The sequence below is a fragment of the Alkalihalobacillus sp. BA299 genome, from assembly GCF_017745675.1.
Classification (GTDB): Bacteria; Bacillota; Bacilli; order Bacillales; family Bacillaceae_F; genus Alkalihalobacterium.
Genome location: NZ_JAFLJM010000001.1, coordinates 463,162 through 485,554 on the forward strand (window position 1 = coordinate 463,162; position 22,393 = coordinate 485,554).

The window sequence follows — 22,393 nt, forward strand, 5'->3', positions numbered from 1 at the left end:
TGTTTATGAAAAATGATATTAGAAAAACAAGTAATCCCATAAATATTAGATATCGAACATGTCCATTATGTGAGGCTACTTGCGGCTTGGAAATTCATACTCAAGATCGGGAAGTGGTTCACATTAAAGGGGATAAACTCGATCCTTTTAGCCGTGGATATTTATGTCCTAAAGGATATAGTGTAAAAGAACTGCATTCAGATCCTGATCGGCTTCAAAAACCGATGATCCGTCGGGGACAGGACTGGCAGGAAGTATCTTGGGAGGAAGCCTTCTCAGAAATTAGGATGAAGCTTCGTCCGATAATTGAAGAAAATGGAAATGATGCGGTCGCAGTTTATTTAGGAAACCCGACTGTCCATAATTTAGGACTGATGTTATTTATGCCTATGTTCCTGCGTACGTTAGGGAGCAGAAGCATCTTTTCTGCAAGCACTCTCGATCAGATACCAAAACAGCTTTCATCTGAAATCATGTTTGGAAGTGATGCAAATCTTCCCATCCCAGATATCGATCATACCGATTATCTATTAATGATTGGAGCTAATCCGCTGGCTTCCAATGGTAGTTTAATGACAGCACCTAATATGAGAGGGCGAATAAAGGCACTTAAGGAACGTGGAGGCAAGCTAGTTGTTCTCGATCCAGTTCGTACCGTTACAGCAAAACAAGCGAACGAACATCATTTTATTCGCCCAGGCACGGATGCATTGTTCCTATTTGGTGTTATCTATACACTATTTGATGAAAATTTGGTGAATCTAGGAAAGCTAGGCGACCTAATTAATGGATTGGAAAAAATGAAATTCCTATCGAAGGATTTCCCTCCAGAAGTCGTATCATCTAAATGCGGTATCCCAGCAGAAACCATTCGCCGTCTCGCGCAAGATTTAGCAAAAGCTCAGAAGGCAATCGTATATGGAAGAATGGGTACATGTACACAGCTTTTTGGTACGATGAATAGCTGGCTTATCGATGTAATCAATGTCTTAACTGGCAATTTGGACTGTGAAGGTGGTGTTATGTTTCCGAATCCTGCGACAAGACGCGCACTCTCCAAAAGAGTCCGTAAACCACGATATAACCGTTATCAAACAAATATAAGAAATTTGCCGGAGGTTCTAGGAGAACTTCCAGTGTCCAGCCTAGCGGAAGAAATAGAAAATCCCGGACCTGGACAGGTAAAAGCATTCATATCTATTGCTGGCAATCCTGCACTTTCTGCACCAAATAGCCAAAGGTTAAACGATGCCTTGGAAAAAGTGGACTTTATGGTCAGTATAGACTGCTATTTAAATGAAACGACACGAAATGCCCATGTGATTTTACCCGTACCTTCACCACTAGAGAAATCACACTATGATATCACCTTTTATAGTCTTGCCATTCGAAATATTGCTCATTATTCTCCCCCAGTTTTTGATTTGCCAAGAGAGAAAATGGACGAATGGGAAATTCTCCTTCACTTAACTGCCGCAGTCAACGAGCAAGTAATCGAAGGGGATCAAAGGAAAACCTTGGATGACTTTACGATAAAGGAATTAATAAAACATGAGATTAAGAACCAAAATTCCCCTATTTATGGCAAGGACGTTTATGAAATTCTAGACTTTTTGAAAGATAGAAGCGGACCAGAACGGTTACTGGACTTCTATTTACGTGTGGGCCCATATGGAGATCATTTTGGTGGAAATCCTGATGGGCTAAGTTTATCCGTCCTTGAGGATCACCCCCACGGATTGGATTTAGGGGCTCTTCATCCAAGAATTAAAGATATTCTACAAACATCTTCAGGGAAAATTGAGCTAGCTCCATCCTTATTAGTTGAAGATGTCGATCGTCTTCGGGAAACGATAAAAACACTTCCTGATAACCTACTTTTAGTAGGACGAAGAGATCTGCGGAGCAATAACTCCTGGATGCACAATCTCCCAGTGCTTGTTAAGGGAGAAGAGCGCTGCACACTTTGGATTCATCCAGACGATGCACGGCGGCTGGACCTTATTAACGAACATAGGGTTTTGGTACAATCACGTACTGGACAGATAGTAGTACCTATTCATATGACAGAGGATGTTATGCCTGGGACCGTTAGTCTTCCCCATGGATGGGGCCATAACCTTCCAGGAACCCGGCTTAAGGTAGCTAAAAAACACGCAGGAACAAATGTTAATATTTTAACAGATGAGCAAGTAATAGATAAAATCTCAGGAAACGCTGTACTTAATGGTGTGCCTGTATCGATTGAGAAAGTATAGGGGGTTATTTGATTCCGAAAGTGCAAAGAAAATAGGGATTGATCGGATAATTGCTGAACAAATTGATCAAATAAAATATTCTGAATTTATATATGATGATGCTACAACTGAACAATACAAAGATTTAATTTACATGCATTTGATTAATAATGATGCGATGTATGAAGGGCGGTCTAGGTTTATCAGATTTAAAGAATCAATTTCCCGTTTGTTATCACCTATATTATAATGCCTACTGCTCTATTCTTTTCATAATCTCTACCATTTTGTGTCTAATTTTTCAAACTAATCCTTCTCCATATTTTCTCGATATTTTCTTGTTATATTTTTATAGTAATCTTTTTTGAGTAAATATTTGAGGTGATAGTTATGAACATTAAATTTTTATTAATTACTGCATTAGTGGTTCTATTAGCGGCATGTAGTAATAATGCCGCAGACCATTCAAGCATGGACCATGGTAAAAATGAAAGCAATAATGCTGTAGAAGTAGTGAAAATAGAAGAAGAAGGTAAAAAGGTTTTTAACCTGGAAGTAAAAGAATCTCATTGGATGTTTAATGATGAATTGATGTTTGATGCTTGGACATATAACGGTAGTTTGCCAGGACAGGAAATCCGTGTTCAAGAAGGCGATGAAGTCGTATTGAATGTAAAAAATTTTTTATCCGTACCAACAGCTGTTCACCTTCATGGGTTCCCTGTTCCAAATGAGATGGATGGGGTTCCAGGTGTGACACAAAATGCAATCATGCAAGGTGAAGAGTTTACCTATGAATATACAGCTGATGTGCCAGGGACGTATTGGTACCATTCGCATCAAAATGGAGCAGTCCAAGTTGATAATGGGCTATATGGTGTATTTATTGTAGAGCCAAAGAATCAGCCTGATTATGATGTAGATGAATTGATTGTGATTGATGAATGGTCGACTATGGTGGAAGAAATGGATATGAACCAAAATGAAATGAACCATGGTGCTCACGGCGGTCACGGTGGTCACGGCGGAGGTCACGAAATGCATGGTGACACGGAAACCGATGGCATGTCCCACTCAGAAATGATGAACATGATGTACGACACGATGGTGATTAACGGGAAAACGACACCAGCAATTGCTCCGATTGAAGTACAAGAAGGTGATAAAATTAAATTACGTTTCTTAAATGCAGGCTTATTTACACAAGTGGTTTCTATACCAGGTCATTCATTTAAGATTACACATTACGATGGGCAAGAAGTCAATGAGCCAGAGTCGATCTCAGAAACTGCATTTAGAATTGCTCCTGCAGAACGATATGAAGTTGAGATTGAAATGGATCAGCCTGGTGCTTGGGGAATTGAAGTGTTCGCTGAAGAAAATCAATCGAATCTACAAGCATTCGTTCCAATTGTTTATTCAGGCTTTGAAGATAACGAATTGGAGATGAGTACTTTCTCTACCTATTTCGACTTTACAGAGTATGGTAAACCTAATGATATAACAGTTGGAGAGATTACGAAAAATTACGAGATGGCTTTAGGGACAAATGATGGAGGAGAAACGTTTACAATTAATGATAAACAGTTTCCAAAACACGAAATATATGAAGTAGAAGACGGGGATGTCGTCAAATTTACAATTACGAATGAAACGGAAGTGGACCATCCCATGCACCTTCATGGAGAATTTTTCTATGTCCAATCTAAAAATGGTGAACCGATCAAAGGTTCTTCTATTAAAAAAGACACATTAAATTTACAACCAGATGAAACTTATGAAATTGTATTTGAAGCGAAGAACCCAGGAATTTGGATGTTCCATTGCCATGAATTTCATCATGCAAATGGCGGTATGGTCGCTGAAGTTATTTATAAAGGGTATGAGCCAAATTTCAAGGTTGACCCCAACATTCCCAATCAACCAGAATAATATAATAAAAAAGTAAAAAAGAGGAGCGTTCCATTTGCTTGAACGTTCCCTTTTTTGTCACATACTAACTTAACTTTTAAAAAATTATTCAATTTCGCTATAAAGATTTTAATTATGAACTCCACTTATAGCCAATTCCCCAAACAGTCTTTAAATGTTCTTCGATTGGAAAGCCAGAGTTACGGAGTTTTTCTCTAAGGTTTCTAATATGAGAATCAATCGTTCGATCCTCAGTATCGACTTTAACGCCCCATATACTAGATAATAGATGCTCTCTAGAAAAAACTTTATTTTGATACATTAAAAACAATTCAAGTAGAGCGAATTCTTTAGGTGTCATTGGAATTTTCTTGTTTTGATAATGAACTTCAAATGTCGTTTGATTAAGCGTTAAATCAAGAAAAGTTAGTGGCCCTTCACCCGTTTGTCCTTGTGTACGACGAATAACCGCTTCGATTCTAGCTAGTAATTCTTCTTCGTCAAAGGGCTTTGATACATAATCATCAGCTCCATTTTTTAATCCTTTCACAATATCACCCTTATCATTTCTTGCTGTCAACATTATAATCGGGACATTTGAAAATTCTTGTATTTTTTCAAGGGTCTTCCAACCATCCATATCAGGCATCATAATATCAAGAAGAATAATATGTACATTGTTATTTTTTAAAAAATTAATCGCTTCACTACCTGAATCTTTTTTAATACATCGGTAGCCATAGGGTGTGATATATAAGTCTAAGAGGTCAAGCATTCTTTTTTCATCATCAACTAAAAGTACTGTCTTCATCGTCAATCTCCTTTAATCGAATTGTAAAACATGTTCCTACTCCCACTGTACTTTCGACTGTAATTTCACCGCTGTGGGCTTCAACAATTTCTTTTACAATAGCCAAACCTAACCCAAAGCCGCCGGTTAATCTAGAGCGGGATTTGTCGACGCGATATAATCGATTGAAAATATGAGGTAAATCCTCACTGGGAATCCCTTTTCCTTGGTCCTGAATAGAGATAAAAATTTCGTTGTTGAGATTTTGGGCTTTGATTGTGGTCGTCGTATTTGCAGGTGAATACTTAAGTACATTATCCAATAGGTTTAATATCACTTGCTCAAAGCGCCTTGGATCAATCTCAACTACCCGGTCCGTCGAGCATATAAATTGTATTTTGCTACCTTGATTATGAAAAACAGGGCGAGCTTTCTCATAGATCGAAGTTAAAAAGTCTTTTATGTTAACTTCTTCTCTTTGAATCGTAAACATGTTTTGATCTATTTTTGCTAGGTCAAAAAGTTCTTGTAATAATTGTTGAACATATTCTGATTCCTCGTAAATAATATCCAAGTATTTCATTCGTTCTGATTCTTCTAACGTTTTCCTTCTTCCAATATTCGCATAACCTTTGATATAAGTTAATGGCGTTCTCAATTCATGTGAAATACATGCCAAAAATTCATTTCGTTCTTTTTTTAAATAATTTAAATCATTCGCAAGTAATTGTATAGAATGCGATAGTTCTCCAATTTCATCCTTGGATTTAACAGGCAAAGATACAGAAAAATCACCACTACTTAGTTTTTTTGTGGCTTCTTTCATTGAAATAAGAGGTTTTGTTAATACCTTTAGTAAAAGATAAATTGTAACGAGCAAAAAAAAGAAAATAAGGAAAATAGCCAACAAGAAATGATGGTTTAACTTTGTAATAAATGCTTGAATGTGATTATTACTTTTCAGCATGTAAACATATCCTTGATTTCCAGTACCATCATCATATGGCGAAACAGTTGCAATATAATTTTGCTTTTTCCAATCTGGTTGTATAATGTATCCATTCCTAGCTACATCATTTAGCTTTTTATGAAGCATGGATTGAATACCAGCGTCGACCATAATCGAAGACTCTAAAATATCTCCGTTGAACTTTGTGATAATGACGTCTGTATCAGTTTGTGCTTCCATTAAACTGATGTGTTGTAGTGTATCGTTATGAAATGATATTTCTAATACATCGCGATGACTATTTCCTCTAGCTTGCAATGAATTCAACTCTTCGTTTACCAGTGAATCCACAACATTATTGTGTAAATACAACATTGAAGCGGTTTCAATTATTAGTATACATATAAAGAACCAAAGTCCTAATTTAATAGAAAATTTCATATCGGATCACCTATTTCATTAATAAGGATAGTATATTCACAAATTGTGGAGAAAATATGCAGTAAGTTACAAACCTTTATATTTGCACAGTAATACATTAAAATAATGGGATGTACAAAGAGTAATTTCAGATAGAAAGGGGTCAGACCCTTTCGTTTTAATTTTTATCCCGTTTAAGTGGCGCTAAGACTCCCACTTCAAGGGTTTGAGGATTAATGTATGATAAAATTACAACATAGATTAAATTTTTAGGAGGAATACAAACTGAGTTTATATCGATTCACGAAAATACAGATATTTCGTTTAATTTTATTTACTCTACTTGGAGTATTAATGTCAGTAAGTTTCTCTAAACCGTTGATTATTGGTTTTTTACCAGGATTTATTTATTTGGTCATTTTAGTTAAACAAAAAGGAGTCCCTTTTAAAACGATAGGGAATGTATGTAAAAAGGGAATAAAGAAAACACAGATGGTTGTCTTCATGTTACTCCTTGTTAGTTTCGTACTACCTTCCTGGTATTTGTCAGGTACAATAGATCAATTAGTAGCGATTTCACTACATGTCATTACACCGGAACACTTTTTTTTATTCAGTTTTATTATTGCGATGTTTTTTTCTATGGTATTAGGTACGTCAGTAGGAACTTTGAGTGCAGTTGGTATTCCGATTATGAGCAGTGCATTGGCTATTAATATGTCACCAGAAATTGTTGCTGGTGCTTTAGTTTCTGGGGCATTTGTGGGTGACCGTACGTCACCATTTTCAAGTTCTCATCAATTGTTATCACATACGGTCGAAGTTACTGTAATAAAACAATTTAAGTCTATGATTAAAACAACAATATTAGCGATTTTAATCGGAATCGTTTTTTATGGTGTATTAGATTATTTAAAGGAAGTGAACATTGACTACATTACAGCGTTTAGCTGGGAACAATTATCCTTCACTAAATTTTTACCACCACTTATGTTAATTACCATTGTTATCTTACGAGTAGGAATAATTTATGCCTTCTTAATAAGTATCGTAACAGCTAGCATAATTTCAATGGGAAATGGATTATCTCTTATAGAGCTTTCTCAATTTTTAATGTTTGGTGTCGAAGGTATGGGTGGAGGATTGGTGAACATGTATTTACTTTTAATGTTCCTTATACTTGCTGGTGCCTATAATGGATTATTAGAAGAGTTTCAGATTATTCAACCTTTATTAGATAACTGGCTGCAAAAATCAAAGACACTAGCAGAAGATACATTTAAAACGATTATTGCTACGTTTAGTATATCTTTAATTGCAGCAAATCAAACATTACCTATTATTTTAACAGGTCGAACGTTTTTACCTCATTGGAGCAATAAGCAAACAAAAGAAGAGTTAACTAGAGTTATGGCTGATTCTACAATGTTGTTTCCAGGTATGATCCCATGGAGTGTATTAGCAATTATGTGTAGTACAATCATAGGCGTACCCATTTTATCTTATTTACCATACACTATTTTCTTATGGGCATTACCAATAATTACAATAATTGTATCTGGAATAAAGCAACAAAAACAGAAAATACAAAAAAATAAAGTAATTAATAACAATGCTTCATAGTCATTTTAAGTCATCAATTAAAGCAATAGGGCTGCTGCGTGTAACTAATCCAATTGTATCTCCACTTTGTAACAGTGGTGGTTGAATAGCCATGTTTACACCTCTCTATATTCATCAATTTTTAAATTAGTAGCACTAAATTCAAGAAAAAACTTATTGACAAATAAAGAAGAGAGGAGTAAATTAATCTCCATAATAACGATAAAATGATAACCAAGTACCTTTTATTCGCTGAATCGATACGAGCGGGGGAACCATTTTGGCATAATAATATGTCTTGGGGTGAATCTTAATTATTAAGAGGGGATACTCTCAGTCCCTAATCCGACAGCTAACCTCGTAAGCGTTACTTTTCTTTCTCGAGAGAAGGGTCTATGGATGAGCCAAAGACCATTCTATTTGTAATGGTCTTTTTTATACTTTATGATCTCCTTCTTTTCAGGATTAAAGTGAAGGAAAAATATTGTTTTTCACTGACTTGGTGATAAATTATGTTTTTCTATTGATGGTACGTGGTCAAAGGAGAATGGAGAAAAGATGAAAAAGCAATTTTCAGTAATTGGACTTGGCAGATTTGGCAGTAGCGTTTGTAAGGAATTATACAAATTAGGGCATGACGTCCTTGCTATTGATACTAATGAAGAAAGAGTAAATAACATGACGGAATATTCCACACATAGTGTAATTGCTAGCGGAACGGATGAGAATGCGCTTCAGTCCCTTGGCATTCGGAATTTTGATTTCGTGATCGTCGCCATTGGTGATAATATTCAGTCAAGCATTCTTTGTACATTAATCCTTAAAGAAATGGGCGTAAAAAATGTTTGGGTGAAAGCAGTAAATTATTACCACCACCGAGTTCTCGAAAAAATAGGAGCTGACCGAATTGTTCATCCTGAACAAGATATGGGAATTCGGATCGCGCAGCATATCGTCTCTGAAAAAATCATTGATTATATTGAATTGTCGGATGAATATAGTATTGTTGAATTAATAGCAACGGATAAAGTGGCAGGAAAATCGCTTGCACAGTTAGATGTACGGGCAAAATTTGGTTGTACGATCCTAGCCATAAAACGTGGAAAAGATATTAACATTTCACCTTTTCCTTCTGACTTGATTGAAATTAGAGATATTTTAATTGTAATTGGCCACAAGAATGACTTGAAGAGATTTGAAGAAGAGGGGATGTAAATGAGATGTCCAAGTTATTCTCCTCAAGTCATCTGCGAGGGAAGGTAATTAATCTCAGCCCACCGCAAATTTTAGCGTTAAGTTTTTTAGTCTTTATTGTGATTGGAACCCTTTTATTAAAATTACCTACCTCTACAACAATCCATATTACTTGGATTGACGCGTTATTTACAGCAACGTCGGCGATTACAGTTACAGGGTTGGTCGTTGTTGATACAGGAACAGATTTCACGGTGTTTGGTCAAGTGATCATCATGTGTCTCATTCAACTTGGGGGTCTTGGCTTAATGACGTTTGCCGTTCTTATTATTATGATGCTAGGTAAGAAAATTGGCTTGCAACAGCGGATTTTGATACAAGAAGCATTTAATCAAACGTCATTAGGCGGATTAGTACGGTTAATCAAAATTCTTGTTATATTCACACTTATTTTAGAAAGTATTGCTTTTATTATTCTATCGATTAGATGGGTTCCAGAGTTTGGTTGGCAGGAAGGGATGTATCAAAGTTTATTTCATACAATTTCAGCATTTAATAATGCCGGTTTCTCCCTATGGTCAGACAGCCTGTCTGGTTATGTAGGTGATCCAATTATAAACCTTGTGATTACTGGATTATTTGTTACAGGCGGGATTGGTTTTACGGTTCTAGCAGACTTATGGGATAAAAAGAATTTCCGTAAACTAACGCTCCATTCCAAGCTGATGATTGTCGGTACCTTTGTTACGAATATCATTGTCATGTTCGTCATATTTGTTTTGGAATATGGAAATCCTGCGACACTTGGAAGCCTACCTCTTTCGGATAAATTATGGGGAGCATACTTCCAAGCGGTTACACCAAGAACTGCTGGATTTAATACACTAGAAATTGGTGATATGACAACCGCTTCAATTTTATTAATTTTGTTACTGATGTTTATCGGAGCTGGAAGTGCTTCTACAGGGAGTGGAATTAAATTAACGACTTTTTTAGTAATGATTTTAGCAACGATTACTTTTTTAAGAGGAAGAAATGAAACCGTTGTTTTCGAACGTACGATTAAACAGCAAACGAAAATTAGAGCACTTGCAATTATCGTCATCAGTATTTTGTTTATATTTATTACTTTATTTATTCTGACGATTACAGAGAATGCTCCATTCTTAATGGTGGTCTTTGAAGTTTTTTCTGCATTTGGAACAGTTGGACTCTCTATGGGAATAACAGGAGATCTAACAATTGTCGGGAAGCAAGTTATTATTGTCATGATGTTTATCGGTCGCATTGGCCCTTTAACTCTTGCATTCACATTGGCAAGACCGAAAAAATCGAATGTTCGATACCCAGACGAAGAGGTTTTTACAGGGTAATTATAATTTGGTGATATGCTCCTTTAAAGCAGTATCGTATTAAAGGAACCTATCACCATTTATTGCTTATGTTTTAATTTTTTGTACGTTTCTTTATTACATATGACATAGAGTTCAGCTTCTAAAGGAATCGGTTCTCCTAGTTTGGTTAGGATATTAAAGTCATTTCGATCTGATATTAAATTTGCACCAATTTTTTTTAAATCTTCGAAAGCATCATTATATGTCTTCCATTTATAATGTCTATTAATTTTCCATAAATCTACCCCGCTTTTACGACTTAAAAGTTTCATTACGAGTTTTCCAGAACCTTTATGTACAGCTGATTTAGCCATTAAATCCGACAATGCTTCATCAGCGAGGATAAATTCATCGACATTCGCATGTTCAAAAGTAGGAACATGCTTTTCTTTTAAGATTTCAACAAGCGTATAGACCTCCTTCTTCATTTCCTTTGCATAGCTTTCAATTGAGGAAACAATAATAAGTGATTTTCCATCTGCCGCAATGGGATCCATAACATTGTCTTTAGTAAAAATTAAAACTGCTTTTGCATGAAGGACATTTGCTTTTTCCAATATTTCTTTATCAGTTGGATCACCTTGGATAAAGAATAATTTTTCATGTTCATGAGGGGTTTTGGGTAGAAGGTCGATGACTACAAATCTTGAGTCGTCATCAATAGCGAGGATTTCATTCATCGCATGTTGTGCTTTATTTGACCAGCCAATGATGACATAATGTCCATACCCCTTAAACTTCAATTTGCCTTCCTCCTTTAGCTTTCTGTAAATCCCAAACCCTTCAACGATATTACCAATCACAATACCTATTAACCCTATACCAAAAAAATAAAGAAGTAACCCAAAAAGTTTCCCTACTGTTGTTTCGGGGACAAAATCTCCATAACCTGTTGTCGTCACAGTCGTCATAACATACCAGAATCCAATAAAGGGAGTTGGGAACGTTTCGGGTTCTAGCCAATGAATGATAAAGGAGCTGCTAATTAAAAAAATGACAGTAAATATTAGAAGGGGAAGCTTTCTAATTTTTACAACGACCCTCATTAACTCAAATATCATTAACATCGTATAAAACCTTCCTTTCACTACAATTGTTCCCTTTTTGTCCGATGAATATGAAAGACTTGACACTTAGTATGAAATAAATTACGAAACAAAAGTATAAACAAAAAAAACTAAAAAGAGCGACTCATCATATTAGACCGCTTAACAATACGAAAAAGTAGTTATTACATGCACCCATGTAATAACTACTTGTCGTCGAGCTTTTCTATTACTGCTCTATTGAAACACTTTTCACTCATACGTGTAGGGTACTTTTCTTCTAATAGGTCATTAAACTGTTGGAAATTAGAACGGTATGTAAATTTAACGGGTGTAAGAACGTCGTCGCTTGTTATTAAAAGATAAAGGCGATAACTAATAGTAAATAGATGATTCGAGTGATTATGTATTTAAAATACAAAAATTACATATATTGTAAATAAAAGAGGCAGAATAACCAACATACATTATATTTGAGGCGATTAATATGAAACAAAAACAATTATTATTACTACTGCCGATATTATTACTAACGATTATTGGGAGAACATGGAGAGATATTCCTAAATACTATAAAAGTTTAGGATATGTTAGTTTTTTTAATTCTTTTTATTACTACATCTGTAAAAGGTATTTGCTATGGGAGTTTCCACCCTATGGCTTTCATTGGAGACTTTTAAGAGCTTTACATATTTTTTTAATTACACCACTTTTAGTTCTTGCTTATTTATCTAGTTTTCCAAGATCATTTTCAAAAAAAATCGTACACCTAATAAAGTGGACATTCATCTCATCACTATTTGAATATTTTGCAGTAAAGCAGAAGATGATAAAGTTTAAACATGGATGGAACATATACTACTCAGGGCTAATCTACTTAAAAATGTATATGCTAAGTTACTTACATACGAAAAAGCCACTACCTAGTTGGGTTTTATCAATTATCTTTCTAATTGTTTGTATCTTAAAATTTAAAGTCCCTTTAAAGACAAGACTGTTAAAAGGGCCAATTTTTTTTCTTATAAAAAAAGATAAATTTTCCCCATTTGAATAGCTTTACTATGAGTTAATCATACTTGACAACTAGGTTTAGTTTGAATAGTATAATATATAATAAAATAATTTTTTTAATAGGCTGTTTTCGTAAACTTTGTTGCTTTTGGACCGTTTTTTAAAAATAAAATAGCCTTTCTAAGACAAATTCATTTGTCTGAACGGCTATCTTATTTTCAAAACCTTCACGCTATGCGTGAAGAGCCAAGCACCCGCTTGGCTTACGGTCCAAAAGCTAAAAGCAACAATCTTTGAGCCTTTTAATATTAATGAGCTGATTGGAAAAACCAAAGGCTAATGCTTCAACATCACTGAGGCATTGGCTTTTTTTTATTACTAATCACAACTAAACTAATCGGATTTGTTTGTTTAAAGTATAAGAGAAAACTATAGAGTATAAAATTATTAAATAAGAGGTGTAACATGAAAATTTCAAGCAAAGGTGAGTATTCATTACGGGCATTAATTACTCTTGGCCAAAATGTAGGGAAGGTGATGACAGTTATTGAAATTAGTTCTATAACAGATGTACCAACGCCTTATTTAGAAAAAATTCTTGTTCAACTCAAACAGTTAGGATATATTTCAAGTCGGAGAGGCTTTGGTGGTGGATATCGATTAAAGCAAAAACCTAGCGAAATTTGTATTGGAGATGTCATCCGAAAAATTGAAGGACCATTAGCACCGATGTCCTGTGTCAGTGTTACTTCTTATGAACCTTGTAGTTTAGAAGGCAATTGTTCACTTAAACCTTTATGGGGGCTTGTTAGAGATACAGTTGCTCATGTTTTAGAGAATATCACGTTAGATGATTTAGTAGAAAATAGAGTAAGAGAAAAGGAAGAACTTCTAAATAGCCTTTGGAGTAACAGAAAAAATAATAACGCTGAATGAAAGGTCGGAGTATTTTATAAAAGCGACACTATAGCTGCGACAGCTTCTCGTCCCCTTTAATCCAATTTTACTTGTAAAACATAAAGACCCCGTATTATTAGGTTTTCATGATTTTTAAATATCACATTGATAAATCAAGATAATTGTTGAAATTTTTTGTATAAAAGTAAATTTCTTAATCATATGGGAATAATAAGTATTCAAAGGATCGTACGCTTGTATTGTAGGTTTATTGGAGGACAGTTTTATGAAATACCGAGGAAGAATATTCACTATTTTCATTATAATCATTTTATGTAGTTTGTTTTTAATCCATCATTATCTATATATGAATGATCATTTCCCTTATTTTGAAACAGTGATGACCATTACATTAATAATTATTGCTTGGTGGATGGGCACGCAATACGATAAAGTGCAATTTCAGCAAAAAGAATTAAATAAATTTGCTTTAGCGATGGAATCATCGATGGATGGAATGGCTATTTTAAATGTTGAAGGAGAATTTGAATACATCAATAACGCTCATGCAAATATTTATGGATACACTAGAAGAGAGTTATTTCATAAAACTTGGAGAGATTTGTATGATCCCAAAACTAGTGATTGGATAAATGAAAATGTTATACCCCTATTAATAACAAATGGTGCATGGACAGGTGAAATTATTGGTGTTAGAAAGAACGGTGAGCACTTCCCACAACAACTTTCTCTTTCTATTATTAGTAAAGCAAACGGAATCGTATGTGTGGTAAGAGATATTACTTCACGTAAAGAAGCAGAAGAAAAAATTCACCATATGGCATATCATGATATGTTAACGGGTTTACCTAATCGATATACATACAATGATCATATGGAAAAAGCTTTAGCTCGTGCGAAGCGAAATAATCAACAACTAGCAGTCATGTTTATTGATTTAGACAGGTTTAAATTTATTAATGATACGTTAGGACATAAAGCTGGCGATGATTTATTAATTCAAGTTAGTAAACGTTTAGTAAATAGTGTTCGTGAAGCTGATATTGTCGTTCGCTTAGGTGGCGATGAATTTATAATTTTATTAGAGAATATAACAGCTTCCCAATCAAAAGAAATAGCCGAAAGAATCATCCAAGCTTTTACTGCTTCTTTTATATTACAAGAGAACGAGGAGTTTTTCACTTCACCAAGTATCGGAATAAGCATTTATCCCTATGATGGACAAGATGCAGAAACTCTTACAAAGCATGCTGATCAAGCGATGTACTTGGCTAAAAAACGAGGGAAAAATAACTATCAATTTTATATCCATGAAAAAGAAAGTATTGTTGATCGGAAAATAAAATTAGAACGCGGATTAAAGAAGGCAATAGATAATGATGAGTTCAAATTATATTATCAACCGAAAATTGAATTAAGCACAAGAAAGATTTATGGAGTCGAAGCTTTACTTAGATGGGAGCATCCCGAGTTAGGGTTTGTACCACCATATGAATTCATCCCTATTGCTGAAGAAATAGGGATGATCATTCCAATCGGTACATGGGTACTACAGAAAGCATGTACTCAAAACAAAAAGTGGCAATCTAAAGGTATCAAAGTTAAAATAAATGTAAATGTTTCAGCAGTACAGTTTGAAGATTCATTTTTAGATCAAGTAAAAGAAACTCTTCACAAAACACATTTAAAGCCTGAGTTTCTTGGGTTAGAAATTACAGAAAGCGTCATGCAAAATATCGCAGAATCTTCCGTAATTATCCAAGAAATTAAAAGCATTGGAGTAAAAATTTCGATAGATGATTTTGGGACAGGTTACTCTTCTTTAAGTGTACTAAATAAATTACCTATCGACTATGTAAAGATTGATCAATCATTTATTAATGAAATACTAACAAATGTGAATACTGCTTTATTAGTAAAAACGATCATAGAGATGGGAAAAAATTTAAATTTCGCATTAATTGCGGAAGGAATTGAGACGGAGCAACAAGCTGAATTTTTAATCCAAAATGGCTGTCATTATGGTCAAGGTTTTTTTTATAGCTCCCCCCTTCCAGCAGATGAAGTAGAGAAGTTATTAATGAAGAAACAAGTATAAGTTTGAAAAAAGATTACAATGGGGTAGAGCTGTAAAGAGGGCTCTCCTTTCTTATGTTCATTGTTTCCACAAGTACACAGCAAAAAAGCACCCAATCATTAGGTGCAATATTATCTTTAGAAATTTTGATATTACCTTTTCGATAATTCTTCTTCAAAGAAGAAGGTTGTTGGAAGTTCTTTAACTGTGTAAGAGTATCTTTTCATGTTTTTTACATATTGACATTTAGAGATGGTTACAATTTCATCCGACGCTTTAATTACCACTTGTTCACCACTAGAAAACATACTTTTTTTCATCTTATCACCCTCTCTAGATGCATTATAATTATTATATCTTAATAATCTTAATGTTGAAAGCCTTATAATTACTGATTATTATTCAATTTTAAGCAGTATTTTATTAATTAAAGGCTCTTTTCTAAAAGATTGTTGCTTTTAGCTATTGGACCGTTAACCAAGCGAAAGCTTGGTTCTTCACGCTTTGGCGTGAAGCCTTTGAACATAAATCAGCCAGATGGACAAATGAATTTGTCCATTAGGGCTGATTTATGTTCAAAAAACGGTCCAATAGCAACAAAGTTTACGAAAACAACTTAATTAAAACAAATGCAAAAAGAATGTAAGGTGTATTATAGACGAAACACAACTATACATTGTAAACTTAAAAACGTAGAAATTGTACAAATATTAGGTAAATTAAAAGGAGAGATGTTTTAATGGAATCTCATTTATTTAGGCACTATCTTGCAACTTTATCTTTTCGAGCAACAATAGCAATTAAGAATGCACCGAACCATTTTCATAATTTCCAGGCAGGAAAAGGGGTACGTACTCCAGTAGAAATTTTATCTCATACTTCTGATGTACTTACTTTAGCATACTCTTGGTTTGTCGACGCCGAAAGAAAAAAATCTGTTGGTGAGTGGGAGGAAGAGGTAGATAGATTTTATCATTTAGTAGAAAAATTAGACCACGTGATTGCGCAGCAATTACCCATGAAGGCAACAAATGAACAGCTTTTACAAGGTCCATTAGCTGATGCGATGACACATATTGGCCAACTCGTCATGTTACGACGTCTTGCAGATTCACCAACAGAAAGAGAAAATTACATTAAAGCAGATATTAAAGTTGGAGAAATAAGACCAAAAACAATTGAAGTAGAGTAATAAATGTTTCGCTCCTCACAATTACATTGATTGAGGAGCTATTTTTTTTATTATAGACTAAGTGATTGTCCACTTTAGGAGTACAATACATAATTTACATATTTTGTAATAACAAGGCAATAATAACTGTACTTTGATATAAAATTACATAACAAAGGCAGTGTACTAAATGAAAAAATCTGAAGCGATATTTTGGAGTATTGCCCTTCCTGGTTTTGCTCAATTATTAAACAAAAGGTATCTCAAAGGTATATTATTCATTTTTTTAGAATTTCTTGTGAATATTCAATCAAATTTTAATGAAATCATTATGCTCAGCTTTCTCGGGGAAATTGAAACAGCTATTGAACGTACGGATTATCAATGGCTTCTATTTTATCCCTGTCTTTATTTTTTTGCCATGTGGGATGCGTATAAAGATGCCGGTGGTGGAAAAGACCCTTATTCTTTTCTTCCACTTGTTTTTGCTGCATTTTTTGTTACTTTAGGAACGATTTTTTCTGTGAAAGTCAAATTATTTGATATATTATTTGGCCCAGTATGGCTTCCTATCCTAGCGGTTGCACCCGGTTTAGCCCTAGGTTTTTTAATAAAAAAAATCATAATTTCGGTTCAAGGTTAGAAAATACTTTACTTCTACCTAGCTTACAAACTGCTTGGCCGTAAAGAAAACATAAGAATTTTTTACTACTCCTGCATAAGTTATAGCATAAGCAAATTTTATGGAGGAGAAATATATGTTTGAGAAATTTTTTTCAAGCATTGGGATTGGATCAGCGAAAGTCGAAACCTTCCTTTATGATAATAAAATTGAACGGGGGAAGGAAGTGAATGGTGAAGTTCATATTTATGGTGGAAAAGCAGAACAACACATTTCAGAAATTAATATCCAAATCGATTTAGAGTTTAATAAATATTATGATGAAATGACCGATTTTCGAGAATTTAAAGAGGATATATTACAAATAAAAATAGATGCTCCTTTCGTTATTCCTCCACATGAATTGAAAGTAATTCCATTCTCATTTACATTACCATACTATACTCCAATCACTTTCAACGAACAGAAAATTTACATGCAAACCGAACTAGAAATAAATTTCTTTAACTGTCCAATCAGTAAGAATAAACTTACGATTATAGACCCGTTTATTGATGATATTTTAAGGTTACTAACGTTACACGGTTTTACTCATGAATGGACTAGTGGGTTTTGTAGACAAAAGCCACCAACCGCAAAAAATCCAAGTCACTATAAACAAACGTTTCAATTAATCAATAAATATGGAGACAAGATACATTTTATTGGTAACGAAGAGAATATCGAGATTTATATTAACGAAAACGATCAAGTCCACTGTTTTCCGATTAAGAGAGAGGAAGAGGTAAGTAAGCAACTACAAAATATACTGGTAATTAGTAAAAAAGGGACATCACATTAATCTTTATCACGCTATAGCATTTGTGTATTCACGACAACATTGACATCTCATCTTTTTTTTTCATAGGCTAAACGTACTTTAGTTATATTACTCGTTATTTCATCAAGAGCGACCAAATCTTCAGCATTCACTTCTTGAATAGATGTCTTTCCAAGTGCACGAATAGCTTCTTTCATTTCTTTTACACAAGAATTTAAAAAATTGATTAAGTAATGAGTCGCTAGATTTTCATCAAATTTATTTTTCATTTTGCCTGAATAATAAATAAGTTGAGTCGGTGGTTCCCATGGCATTGTTTTTGAAATTTGGTCATGTGTCATCGACCAAATTAATGCAGTGCCCATATAAACAGCATTAGCACCTAAAGCGAGTGCCTTTAAACATTCTCCTGGCGTATTAAAACCTCCTCCTATCAACAAGCTAATTTTATCCTTTAAGCCTCGTTTATTAAGATATTGTACTGCACGTGATAATGCATAAATAGTAGGGAGGGAAAAGTCATCCTCAAATATCGGTGCGCCACCACTAGAGCCAGCTTGACCACCATCTAAGCTAATAAAATCAACATTTGCTTTTATGGCAATTTCTAAATCGGCCTCTAATTCTGCACAGGGACATATTTTTATTCCAATTGGAATGCCCGCGGTAATTTCTCTTAGGTCGTTCACCAATTCCTTTAGGTCTTCAGGTTGGATCATTTCTTCACTATTAGAAGGGATAACTAATGTTTCATTGGGAGATAACCTGAATTTTTCTCTTATTTTCCCAGTTAAGTCCTTAGGCGCAACATATAGGGGAGACGCAGCATTTGCACCTTGACCAATATAAATTTCAATGGCATCAGCTTGTCTTAGAACTTCAGGATCTTTTGACCAACTACAAGGTGTATATTGCAGGATAAAATACTTTGCAAATTCTCTTTCTTCAGGTAAAAAAAGCCCTTGTCCACTATTAGCGGCTGTTCCAACAGCAGCTGTTGCTTTAGCAATTGCCCTTTTCACCTTTTTACTTAAGGCTACACCATAACCCATTGGAGCTGACAAAAGAGGAATATCGATCACTAGTGGTTTTTTTGCATTCGGTCCTATCGTTACCTTCATATTTACTGCGTTAGTTCTATGTGTTGGAAGCCGGTGTAATTGAGCAGGAGAGAAAACAAGACCATCAAAATTAATAAATTTACGTGGAGTTCCAAAAGGTCTTTTGATGATTTGACCAAAATGGGACCGCAAACTATTTTCAACAATTGTGATAGGATCCGTTCTCGTTGAAGCCGTAATCACTTCCCAAATATTTTCCTTATACTCTTTGGAATATAATCTTTTAATTGTGATTCTCATTACCCATTTAATGAGCGGCCTTGTAAAAATTAAAAGAAATAGAAAAAACATAACAAATACAACTATTATTTCAATAATGGTACTTATGATGAATTCAGTCCAGTTCATCACTAATTTCATCCTTTTCTACTTAATATGGCATCTCTTTTTTGTTTTCGTACGTTGTAACCCCAAGCGAATACCAACTCCAAAGAATGTCCTTTACTTTTCCAACCTGATCTTTGCTACAATGGATCATTAAAAAAACTTCTGTGAAAATCTGTTCCTGATTATATTTTTGCTTAGATTTCTTAGCACTCAAGAAATCAATGGTAAATCCAATCCCAAGTCCTAGAGCAATTCCTATTAATCCCCAAAAAATAGGTCCCCAAACAAAAACAAAGCCATAAATAATTCCAAAAAGTGACAATATTGTACCGAATATTGGTGTGAATAGAAATAATTTTTTTTGATTGGAAATGTAATGAATTTGTTCGGTTCTTGTATCTAATGGCAGGGCTAAAATTCTTTGATTGCTAAAACCGTTGTATTCTAACTCTGCTAGTGCTCTCTCTAAATTCTTATCTTGTTTAAAAGATGCAATAACATACATGATTTGCTGACCTTCCTTTCAAAATGGCCAAGGAAAATTCCTATGTTGATACTTTCTTTTCAAATCAATGTTCTGGTATTTTTTATATAATTGATTGTATTCTAGAGTATGTAAATAGACATCATAAGCTAAAAATCCATAGATCGATGGGAGAAATAATACCCATTGCGGGTCTATTATTGATTTTGCTAAATTGATATTACCTACCAAGGAATAGTGGATAGCTGGTAGTAAGTTAGAAAAATATACGGTCAGCACAAAGAACGGAACGAAAACGACCATTAGTGTTCTGTTAATATAAATATGGCCAGCTGCCGGAGAAATATAGGTCCAAAATACAGCTGCGATGGGATTTTTAATATCTAACCTGTTAAAGTTTATAGCCGAGTTACCCCTGCTAATGATTTCATAACCTTTTTTCCATGCAATCAAATAGTCTTCATTGAGCAGAACGGCTCGTTGATAGCTATCCCAAATCCCAAATATATACGGTGGTACATATGCTAAGGACCATTTTAAATCAAGAGTTTGTTTAGCGTTTTCAAAATCACCGATAAAAGAATAGAATAAAGCTCTATTTAATCCCATCAAATTATTAATTATTAATTCATGAATTAATAAAATCAGTCCTACTCCATAATTTCCTAAAAGAAAATGTCCAAAACCAGTGAAAGCACAAGACCACCAAACAACAACTAAAGGATTTTTCAAGTTAACACTATTAATCATGTGCGGACTAATATAACCAATGATTTCCTGGTGATTCCTCCTTGAATAAAAATCATACACTTTATGTCCACCCTTTAACTACTAAATGTTTGTTAATCTAGTATTCCCTTAGCACCTAGGTTGTATCCTTATAATCATTAGAGCTTACTTTCATTATATGTTCCTTAAAAGGGAGGGGAACAGCCTTTAAGTTTTTACCTTATTCCAAATCAATGCCTCAACCCTTTTTGAAAAGTGAACAAGAGGCGGGTGAGCTGAAAAGTCAAAGTCTTGGGCATGGATCAAATTATTTTCCCACTCTTTTAAAGTAACAGGTTGTAATAACCAAGGGAGGTGATGAATATTTACACAATAAATCTTTGTCATATTTTTATTCGTATTAAAGAGACAATACCTCTCTGTTAACCAATGCTCTAAATCACCTTCATTCGGATGAAAATGGTAATCCTCGACAGTATAAATTCCTTTATAATTTCCAAAACCGTTTGTATTTTTTACAAACAAAGCAAATGTCATATTATCTATAACCATCGAGATCGGGTGGTAATAGTAGGGTAGAGCATACCAAACTTTTGCTAATTTACTTGCCAGCCAACTATCCGCATGAATTCGAATAAAATAAACCCCTGGCTTCCCTTTATATGTAACGTACGTTCGTATATTGAGTTCTAGAAATGGTGGTATTATGGATTTGTTATGTCTTCCTTTAGGAAAAATTCCATTAAGGATAAAGTGAACGATACCAATCCATGCCTTACCTTGATATGTATCTATTTCTAAAGCTTTAGGAACTAATTGGCGAATTTGGTCATGAGAAACAGGCCAATGAACAAAAAAAAGATTGGACCAATATTGTTTTATAAACGACCTTCGTGAAGGAAGAGGATATGGTCGGTGCAACGTGTGATCTAGGACATTCAAATAAAACACCCTTTTCAATTTAGTGTTAGTTATATTTTTAACTATCTTATTAAAATAAAAATAGTTGAGAGTTCCTATCTGTACTGATGGGAAATCTTTCTCACAGGATCTCGTCGTTCCTCGAGAATATTATTAGCTGCTATGCTAAACTGAGCATAATATGAATAGTCGAATGGAAGCGTGAGCAGGCTGAGGGAGTTGAATGAAGAATGAGCGGGATCATTTTATATGATGGTATTTGTAATTTTTGTAATTATAGTGTGCAATTTATAATAAAAAGGGACCGTTGTGGCTATTTTAAGTTTGCCTCACTTCAAAGCGATGTTGGCAAAAGGTTATTAAATGAATATCGGTTAAGTCATAACATAAATAGCTTTGTTTACATTGATTCTGACAAGTGCTATTTAAAATCTACTGCGGCGTTAAAGGTGTCTCTACATTTAGATGGGGCTTGGAAATTTCTCTATTTATTCCGCATCATTCCTACACCAATTAGAGACTTAATTTATCACGTGATTGCAAAAAATCGGTACCGATGGTTTGGTCAAAAGGAAAGTTGTATCCTCCCCACAGTAGACGAACGAAAACGATTTCTAGATTAAACGAAAGGATTCGGTAGACGCGAATT

Annotated in this window: 21 protein-coding genes and 1 riboswitch; of the genes, 13 read left to right on the forward strand and 8 right to left on the reverse strand. The window is 34.4% G+C overall.

Annotated elements, in window-relative coordinates:
• Positions 1-5: 5 nt before the first annotated feature.
• From J0N78_RS02205 to J0N78_RS02215, 3 genes are all read left to right on the forward strand, one after another.
• Positions 6-2,258: a molybdopterin-dependent oxidoreductase gene (locus tag J0N78_RS02205; protein ID WP_209121353.1), complete on the forward strand. Its 2,253-nt coding sequence runs from the start codon at positions 6-8 to the stop codon at positions 2,256-2,258.
• On the forward strand, positions 2,245-2,487 hold the full coding sequence (locus J0N78_RS02210; protein WP_209121354.1) for a hypothetical protein: 243 nt from the start codon (positions 2,245-2,247) through the stop codon (positions 2,485-2,487). The genes J0N78_RS02205 and J0N78_RS02210 overlap by 14 nt, the downstream gene beginning before the upstream one ends.
• A gap of 140 nt (positions 2,488-2,627) precedes the next feature.
• Positions 2,628-4,169, forward strand: a complete 1,542-nt coding sequence (locus tag J0N78_RS02215) for a multicopper oxidase family protein (RefSeq protein ID WP_209121355.1) — start codon at positions 2,628-2,630, stop codon at positions 4,167-4,169.
• A 112-nt stretch (positions 4,170-4,281) separates the two neighbouring features.
• Here J0N78_RS02215 and J0N78_RS02220 read toward each other — a convergent pair whose 3' ends face one another.
• Both J0N78_RS02220 and J0N78_RS02225 read right to left on the reverse strand, forming a co-directional pair.
• The gene (locus tag J0N78_RS02220; RefSeq protein WP_209121356.1) at positions 4,282-4,959 is read right to left on the reverse strand and encodes a response regulator transcription factor; all 678 of its coding nucleotides are present in this window, start codon (positions 4,957-4,959) and stop codon (positions 4,282-4,284) included.
• A complete protein-coding gene (locus tag J0N78_RS02225; RefSeq protein WP_209121357.1) occupies positions 4,937-6,328 on the reverse strand; it encodes a sensor histidine kinase in 1,392 nt (463 codons plus the stop codon). The genes J0N78_RS02220 and J0N78_RS02225 overlap by 23 nt, the downstream gene beginning before the upstream one ends.
• A 306-nt stretch (positions 6,329-6,634) precedes the next feature.
• On the opposite strand from J0N78_RS02225, the gene J0N78_RS02230 reads away from it, so the two are divergent.
• The 3 genes from J0N78_RS02230 to J0N78_RS02240 all read left to right on the forward strand — a co-directional run bounded on the left by J0N78_RS02230 (position 6,635) and on the right by J0N78_RS02240 (position 10,476).
• Positions 6,635-7,930, forward strand: coding sequence for a Na+/H+ antiporter NhaC family protein (locus J0N78_RS02230; protein ID WP_307794889.1), 1,296 nt, complete (start codon positions 6,635-6,637; stop codon positions 7,928-7,930).
• A 219-nt stretch (positions 7,931-8,149) separates the two neighbouring features.
• Positions 8,150-8,291: riboswitch (cyclic di-AMP (ydaO/yuaA leader) on the forward strand.
• Between the two features lie 176 nt (positions 8,292-8,467).
• Positions 8,468-9,124: a potassium channel family protein gene (locus J0N78_RS02235; protein WP_209121358.1), complete on the forward strand. Its 657-nt coding sequence runs from the start codon at positions 8,468-8,470 to the stop codon at positions 9,122-9,124.
• A gap of 5 nt (positions 9,125-9,129) precedes the next feature.
• Entirely contained in the window at positions 9,130-10,476 is a 1,347-nt protein-coding gene (locus J0N78_RS02240; RefSeq protein WP_209121359.1) for a TrkH family potassium uptake protein, read from the forward strand.
• 59 nt (positions 10,477-10,535) lie between these two features.
• Here the strand turns inward: J0N78_RS02240 and J0N78_RS02245 are convergent, their stop codons facing one another.
• Complete coding sequence (locus tag J0N78_RS02245) at positions 10,536-11,564, reverse strand: ion channel (protein WP_209121360.1); 1,029 nt, start codon at positions 11,562-11,564, stop codon at positions 10,536-10,538.
• Positions 11,565-12,030: 466 nt separating this feature from the next.
• On the opposite strand from J0N78_RS02245, the gene J0N78_RS26465 reads away from it, so the two are divergent.
• From J0N78_RS26465 to J0N78_RS02255, 3 genes are all read left to right on the forward strand, one after another.
• On the forward strand, positions 12,031-12,597 hold the full coding sequence (locus tag J0N78_RS26465) for a CBO0543 family protein (RefSeq protein ID WP_374193845.1): 567 nt from the start codon (positions 12,031-12,033) through the stop codon (positions 12,595-12,597).
• A 422-nt stretch (positions 12,598-13,019) separates the two neighbouring features.
• Positions 13,020-13,490 carry an RrF2 family transcriptional regulator gene (locus tag J0N78_RS02250; protein ID WP_209121361.1) on the forward strand — a complete coding sequence of 157 codons (471 nt, stop codon included), beginning with the start codon at positions 13,020-13,022 and terminating at the stop codon, positions 13,488-13,490.
• A gap of 247 nt (positions 13,491-13,737) precedes the next feature.
• Positions 13,738-15,570 (forward strand): putative bifunctional diguanylate cyclase/phosphodiesterase, encoded by a 1,833-nt coding sequence (locus J0N78_RS02255; RefSeq protein ID WP_209121362.1) that lies wholly within the window; start codon positions 13,738-13,740, stop codon positions 15,568-15,570.
• 131 nt (positions 15,571-15,701) lie between these two features.
• On the opposite strand, the gene J0N78_RS02260 is transcribed toward J0N78_RS02255, so the two are convergent.
• On the reverse strand, positions 15,702-15,869 hold the full coding sequence (locus tag J0N78_RS02260) for a hypothetical protein (protein WP_209121363.1): 168 nt from the start codon (positions 15,867-15,869) through the stop codon (positions 15,702-15,704).
• A gap of 419 nt (positions 15,870-16,288) precedes the next feature.
• On the opposite strand from J0N78_RS02260, the gene J0N78_RS02265 reads away from it, so the two are divergent.
• The 3 genes from J0N78_RS02265 (at position 16,289) to J0N78_RS02275 (ending at position 18,183) form a co-directional block, all read left to right on the forward strand.
• Entirely contained in the window at positions 16,289-16,741 is a 453-nt protein-coding gene (locus J0N78_RS02265) for a hypothetical protein (protein WP_209121364.1), read from the forward strand.
• Between the two features lie 169 nt (positions 16,742-16,910).
• Positions 16,911-17,363, forward strand: a complete 453-nt coding sequence (locus J0N78_RS02270; RefSeq protein WP_209121365.1) for a hypothetical protein — start codon at positions 16,911-16,913, stop codon at positions 17,361-17,363.
• A 115-nt stretch (positions 17,364-17,478) separates the two neighbouring features.
• On the forward strand, positions 17,479-18,183 hold the full coding sequence (locus J0N78_RS02275) for a sporulation protein (RefSeq protein WP_209121366.1): 705 nt from the start codon (positions 17,479-17,481) through the stop codon (positions 18,181-18,183).
• A gap of 47 nt (positions 18,184-18,230) precedes the next feature.
• On the opposite strand, the gene J0N78_RS02280 is transcribed toward J0N78_RS02275, so the two are convergent.
• The 4 genes from J0N78_RS02280 to J0N78_RS02295 all read right to left on the reverse strand — a co-directional run bounded on the left by J0N78_RS02280 (position 18,231) and on the right by J0N78_RS02295 (position 21,765).
• On the reverse strand, positions 18,231-19,631 hold the full coding sequence (locus J0N78_RS02280) for an FMN-binding glutamate synthase family protein (RefSeq protein WP_209121367.1): 1,401 nt from the start codon (positions 19,629-19,631) through the stop codon (positions 18,231-18,233).
• A 22-nt stretch (positions 19,632-19,653) separates the two neighbouring features.
• Complete coding sequence (locus tag J0N78_RS02285) at positions 19,654-20,115, reverse strand: hypothetical protein (protein WP_209121368.1); 462 nt, start codon at positions 20,113-20,115, stop codon at positions 19,654-19,656.
• Positions 20,116-20,133: 18 nt separating this feature from the next.
• A complete protein-coding gene (locus J0N78_RS02290; protein ID WP_209121369.1) occupies positions 20,134-20,904 on the reverse strand; it encodes a hypothetical protein in 771 nt (256 codons plus the stop codon).
• Positions 20,905-21,030: 126 nt separating this feature from the next.
• Positions 21,031-21,765 (reverse strand): YqjF family protein, encoded by a 735-nt coding sequence (locus tag J0N78_RS02295; RefSeq protein WP_209121370.1) that lies wholly within the window; start codon positions 21,763-21,765, stop codon positions 21,031-21,033.
• Positions 21,766-21,974: 209 nt separating this feature from the next.
• On the opposite strand from J0N78_RS02295, the gene J0N78_RS02300 reads away from it, so the two are divergent.
• A complete protein-coding gene (locus J0N78_RS02300) occupies positions 21,975-22,367 on the forward strand; it encodes a thiol-disulfide oxidoreductase DCC family protein (RefSeq protein WP_209121371.1) in 393 nt (130 codons plus the stop codon).
• The last annotated feature ends 26 nt before the right edge of the window (positions 22,368-22,393 follow it).

Excerpts from the sequence above, each read along its gene's own strand:
- J0N78_RS02275 (WP_209121366.1), top strand. The coding sequence starts at position 17,479 with ATGTTTGAGAAATTTTTTTCAAGCATTGGGATTGGATCAGCGAAAGTC.
- J0N78_RS02265 (WP_209121364.1), top strand. The coding sequence starts at position 16,289 with ATGGAATCTCATTTATTTAGGCACTATCTTGCAACTTTATCTTTTCGA.
- J0N78_RS02250 (WP_209121361.1), top strand. The coding sequence starts at position 13,020 with ATGAAAATTTCAAGCAAAGGTGAGTATTCATTACGGGCATTAATTACT.
- J0N78_RS02270 (WP_209121365.1), top strand. The coding sequence starts at position 16,911 with ATGAAAAAATCTGAAGCGATATTTTGGAGTATTGCCCTTCCTGGTTTT.
- J0N78_RS02205 (WP_209121353.1), top strand. The coding sequence starts at position 6 with ATGAAAAATGATATTAGAAAAACAAGTAATCCCATAAATATTAGATAT.
- J0N78_RS02245 (WP_209121360.1), bottom strand. The coding sequence starts at position 11,564 with ATGTTAATGATATTTGAGTTAATGAGGGTCGTTGTAAAAATTAGAAAG.
- J0N78_RS02225 (WP_209121357.1), bottom strand. The coding sequence starts at position 6,328 with ATGAAATTTTCTATTAAATTAGGACTTTGGTTCTTTATATGTATACTA.
- J0N78_RS02235 (WP_209121358.1), top strand. The coding sequence starts at position 8,468 with ATGAAAAAGCAATTTTCAGTAATTGGACTTGGCAGATTTGGCAGTAGC.
- J0N78_RS02220 (WP_209121356.1), bottom strand. The coding sequence starts at position 4,959 with ATGAAGACAGTACTTTTAGTTGATGATGAAAAAAGAATGCTTGACCTC.
- J0N78_RS02280 (WP_209121367.1), bottom strand. The coding sequence starts at position 19,631 with ATGAACTGGACTGAATTCATCATAAGTACCATTATTGAAATAATAGTT.
- J0N78_RS02260 (WP_209121363.1), bottom strand. The coding sequence starts at position 15,869 with ATGAAAAAAAGTATGTTTTCTAGTGGTGAACAAGTGGTAATTAAAGCG.
- J0N78_RS02300 (WP_209121371.1), top strand. The coding sequence starts at position 21,975 with ATGAGCGGGATCATTTTATATGATGGTATTTGTAATTTTTGTAATTAT.
- J0N78_RS02215 (WP_209121355.1), top strand. The coding sequence starts at position 2,628 with ATGAACATTAAATTTTTATTAATTACTGCATTAGTGGTTCTATTAGCG.
- J0N78_RS02255 (WP_209121362.1), top strand. The coding sequence starts at position 13,738 with ATGAAATACCGAGGAAGAATATTCACTATTTTCATTATAATCATTTTA.
- J0N78_RS26465 (WP_374193845.1), top strand. The coding sequence starts at position 12,031 with ATGAAACAAAAACAATTATTATTACTACTGCCGATATTATTACTAACG.
- J0N78_RS02285 (WP_209121368.1), bottom strand. The coding sequence starts at position 20,115 with ATGTATGTTATTGCATCTTTTAAACAAGATAAGAATTTAGAGAGAGCA.
- J0N78_RS02240 (WP_209121359.1), top strand. The coding sequence starts at position 9,130 with ATGTCCAAGTTATTCTCCTCAAGTCATCTGCGAGGGAAGGTAATTAAT.